The 4,128-nt window shown below is 65.8% G+C and carries 5 protein-coding genes; 4 read left to right on the top strand and 1 reads right to left on the bottom strand.

What is annotated here, in order from left to right; genetic code table 11:
• The coding region (locus EOA33_RS26445; RefSeq protein WP_145989290.1) for a LacI family DNA-binding transcriptional regulator at nt 1–619 on the bottom strand (619 nt) is incomplete at its 3' end.
• Between the two features lie 196 nt (nt 620–815).
• On the opposite strand from EOA33_RS26445, the gene EOA33_RS26440 reads away from it, so the two are divergent.
• From EOA33_RS26440 to EOA33_RS26425, 4 genes are all read left to right on the top strand, one after another.
• Nucleotides 816–1,841 carry a Gfo/Idh/MocA family oxidoreductase gene (locus tag EOA33_RS26440; RefSeq protein ID WP_127406973.1) on the top strand — a complete coding sequence of 342 codons (1,026 nt, stop codon included), beginning with the start codon at nt 816–818 and terminating at the stop codon, nt 1,839–1,841.
• On the top strand, nt 1,841–2,749 hold the full coding sequence (locus EOA33_RS26435; protein WP_127406972.1) for a sugar phosphate isomerase/epimerase: 909 nt from the start codon (nt 1,841–1,843) through the stop codon (nt 2,747–2,749). Before EOA33_RS26440 ends, EOA33_RS26435 begins: the two co-directional genes overlap by 1 nt.
• A gap of 116 nt (nt 2,750–2,865) precedes the next feature.
• Nucleotides 2,866–3,879 (top strand): substrate-binding domain-containing protein, encoded by a 1,014-nt coding sequence (locus tag EOA33_RS26430; protein ID WP_126053931.1) that lies wholly within the window; start codon nt 2,866–2,868, stop codon nt 3,877–3,879.
• 89 nt (nt 3,880–3,968) lie between these two features.
• The coding region (locus EOA33_RS26425) for an ATP-binding cassette domain-containing protein (RefSeq protein ID WP_127406971.1) at nt 3,969–4,128 on the top strand (160 nt) is incomplete at its 3' end.

Raw genomic sequence — 4,128 nt, 5'->3', positions numbered from 1 at the left:
GGTAGCCGTCGAGGAACAGGTAGCCGAAATTGAGGTTGAGGGCAGGGCGAATGGCGGCGATGCGGCGGTGGCCGCGCGCCACCAACCTGTCGACGGCGTCGCTGCCGGCCTTCTCGAAATCGAGGTCCAGCGAAGGGTATGACTTGCCACCCGAACGGCTGCGGCCGAGCGTGGCGAAGGGAAAGCCTCTCTCGGCCAGATAATCGATGCGCTCGTCCTCGCGCCGTGTCCAGGCCAGCACTACCGCGTCGGCGCGGCGTGTCTCGACCACGCGGCGCAAGCGCTCCTGCTGGTAGTCGCCGGGCGCGCCCATCACCACGGTAAGGTCCAGCCCGCTTTCGGCGAGCCTGCCCTGCAGCCCGATCAGCAGCGGGATGAAGAACGGTTCGCCATATTGCTGGTCGCCCGGATGCGGCTGCAGCATGAAGGCGATCGAACGGGTGGCGCCTTGCCGCAAGCTGCGGCCGGACTGGTTGGGGGCGTAGTTCAGCTTCTTGGCCGCATCCAGCACGCGCTGGCGCGTGTCGGCATTGACGTCGGCGCGGCCGTTCAGCGCGCGCGACACGGTGCCGATCGAAATGTTCAGGTGACGCGCAAGGTCGTGGATGCTGGACGCCAAGGACGGTTCTCCCCTGCCTTGGCTAGCACCGGCTGCCGCTCAGGCCAAGGCTTTGGGATGATTTTCGCAAAACAGCCGATTGACATTCTACGCTATCGGGTGTGTTCTCGTAAACGTTTACGGAAAAACGTTTACGGTGATGCCGTGGACGCCGTGACGATCGGCCTGGAGGGGCCGAGCGGAGGAGGAGCGCTGGATGAAGGTCGTCCTGGCCGGCTGCGGAGCGATGAGCAGGCAGTGGCTCGATGCCGCGAGGCAGATCGACGGGCTTGCCATTGTCGGCCTTGTCGATCTCGACGCCGAGCGGGCGAAGGCGAGGGCAACCGAATACGCGCTTTCCGCCGCCGTCATCGGCACCAATCTCGACGCTGTCCTTGATGAGACCAAGCCTGACGCAGTGTTCGACGTCGTCGTTCCCGCCGCCCGCCGTGACGTCGCGCTTTCGGCCTTTGCCCACAACTGCCATCTGCTGACCGAAAAGCCGCTCGCCGACAGTCCGGAAAATGCGCGCGCCATCATCGAGGCCGCGCGCCGGGCGGGGCGCGTCCATGCCGTCGTGCAGAACCGCCGCTATGTCGCCAATGTCCGGCGCATCCGTCGCTTTCTCGACTCCGGCGCCATCGGCAAGCCGACCAGCATCCATGCCGATTTCTTCGTCGCACCGCATTTCGGCGGCTTTCGCGAGGAGATGGCGCATGTGCTGCTGCTCGACATGGCGATCCACACCTTCGATGCCGCCCGCTACATGGCCGCCGGCAAGCCGGCCAGCGTCTACTGCCAGGAGTGGGAGCCGGCCAGTTCCTGGTACCGGCAGGGATCGTCGGCCAGCGCCGTCTTCGATTTCGGCGGCGGCAAGGTCTTCACCTATGCGGGCAGCTGGTGCGCCGATGGCTTCCGGACCAGCTGGGAAGGGAGCTGGCGCATCGTCGCCGAGCGCGGCAGCCTGCTCTGGGACGGCTTTGATGGGCTGAAGGCGGAGGCTGTGATTCCGGGCCGCGACGGTCTGTTCGACAAAATCCAGCCAATCGAGGTGCCGCCACTCGACGCATCCGACCGCGTCGATGGTCATCTCGGCATCATCAGGGATTTCATGCATGCGGTCGAGACCGGCACCGAGCCGGAAACGCGCGGCACCGACAACATCAACAGCCTGGCCATGGTCTTCGGCGCGATCGAAAGCGCCGAGACCGGGCATCGCGTGGCCATCGGACAGGAAGCATAATGACGCCAAACCCGCTCCTCGATATCAGGATCGGCACCATGGTTCGGGCCAATCTCGACGACCCGGCCGCCTATATCAAACAGATCCTGCCGCTCGGCTTCGAGAGCATCCAGCCGTTCTTCTGGCAGACGCTTGGCGGCAAGGACCTGCCGCGGCTCGCCGGCCAGATCCGCGAGGCGATCGGCGATGCCGACGTCACCATCTCGTCGATCGGCGTGTTCGGCAATCCGCTGGAGAGCGGCGAGGTCGATCGCGGCGTGCTCGCGGCCTGGGAGACGGTCATCGACCATGCGCATCTGTTCGGCGCTTCCACGGTCAGCGGCTTCACCGGCCGCATCCGCGGCAAGCCGCTGACCGATAGCCTGCCGCGCTTCCGCGAGGTCTGGGGGCCGCTGGCGAAGCGCGCCGCGGACAAGGGCGTGCGCATCGCCTTCGAGAATTGCGCCATGGACGGCAACTGGGCTGCCGGCGACTGGAACATCGCCCACAATCCCGACGCATGGGAGCTGATGTTCAATGAATTGCCGGATGACAATCTCGGCCTCGAATGGGAACCCTGCCATCAGCTCGTCTACCTGATCGACCCGATGCCGCAGATCCGCAAATGGGCGCCGCGCATCTTCCATGTCCACGGCAAGGACGCCACCGTGCGCTGGGACGTCATCCGCGAGCACGGCGTGTTCGGCCGGCTGCCCTTCGTGCAGATGCGCACGCCGGGCTTCGGCGACAGCGACTGGACGCGGGTGATCAGCGAATTGCGGCTGGCCGGCTACAAGGGCGCCATCGACATCGAGGGTTGGCACGACCCTGTCTATCGCGACGACCTGGAGATCACCGGGCAAGTGCGCGCGCTGGATTATCTCAAGCAATGCAGGGGAGGTGCCAGCTACCTGCCAAATCCGATGTGAGGCCAAATTTGACGTGAGTGGCCGGCGGGAGGAGCCGGCCGGCCAGTTTTGCGGCGCACTGCCGAAACGAATGTCGAAAACCCTCGCTTGGCGAGGAAACAAAGGGAGGAACGTGCATGAGCATCGCATTGAGAACGACACTACTGCGCACGACTGTTGTGGCCGCCGCCACGGCGCTTGCCGCCGCCATTTCCACCTTGCCGGCGCAGGCGCTCGACGCCCAATGGTGCAAGGACGTCCACATCCGCTTCTTCGTCGGCGGGGCAGAGGGCGACGCCTTCGGTACCATCGTCTATAATGGCGCCAAGCAGGCGGCGGCCGATCTCGGCCCCAAGGTCGACTACATCTTCTCCCAGTGGGACGTCGAGAAGATGGTGCAGCAATTGCGCGAGGCGGTTGCGGTCAAGCCCCAGGGCATTGCTATGATGGGCCATCCGGGCGACGCCGCTATCATGCCGCTGGCCGAGCAGGCGCACAAGGACGGCATCAAGATGATGTACCAGAACGTGCCGGTGCCGAAGGTGGTGGCGGCGTTCGGCGGCGGCTATGTCGGCGCGCAGCAGGAGCAGCAGGGCCGCGCGCTCGGCGCCGAGGCGTTCAAGCTGGCCGGGCTCAAGGCCGGCGACAAGGCGATCATGATCGGCCCGTTCGAAAACGAGAGCCGCGGCGCGCGCGAGCGCGGCACGGTCGCGGCCCTGAAGGAGGCCGGCGTCGAGGTCATCCAGCTGTCCTCGCCGCCGAGCGGCGAATGGGCGTCGGACCCCAACCTCGCCATTCCGGTGATCACTGCGGCACTGCTCAACCATCCCGACGTCAAGGCGGTTGGCTATCCCGGCGGACAGATGCTGGGCAACGTGCCGACCTACATGCAGGCGGCGGGGCGCAAGGCAGGCGAGATCTTCAATTTCGGCTTCGACACCAGCCCGCAGATCGTCGAGGGCTTCAAGGGTGGCTGGGTGCAGTTGACGGCCGACCAGCAGCCGTTCATGCAGGGCTATCTGCCTATCCTCAGCCTCTGCCAGCAGGTGGTGCTGGGCCTCGCGCCGATGAATGTCGACACCGGCGCCGGCTTCGTCACGCCGCAGAATTACGAGATCGTCGCCGAGCTGGCCAAGCAGGCGCTGCGCTGACCTCCCAAGGCTGCCGGCCGGGATTTCGCCCGGCCGGCGGGGCCGCCGGCGAGGAGGCCGGCAAGACAGACAATCCGAGCGAGGATCGCATGGGCGAACGCATCATCGAACTGCGCGACATCAAGAAGTCCTATGGCCAGGTCTATGCGCTTGGCGGCGTCAACCTCAGCGTCGACCGCGGCGAGGTGGTCGGCCTGATCGGCGACAATGGCGCCGGCAAGTCGACGCTGATCAAGATCCTGTCAGGCG

Source organism: Mesorhizobium sp. M4A.F.Ca.ET.050.02.1.1 (genome assembly GCF_003997725.1).
Classification (GTDB): Bacteria; Pseudomonadota; Alphaproteobacteria; order Rhizobiales; family Rhizobiaceae; genus Mesorhizobium.
The sequence above is the reverse complement of the archived record's forward strand: the minus strand, read 5'-3'. Positions and strand labels throughout refer to the sequence as shown.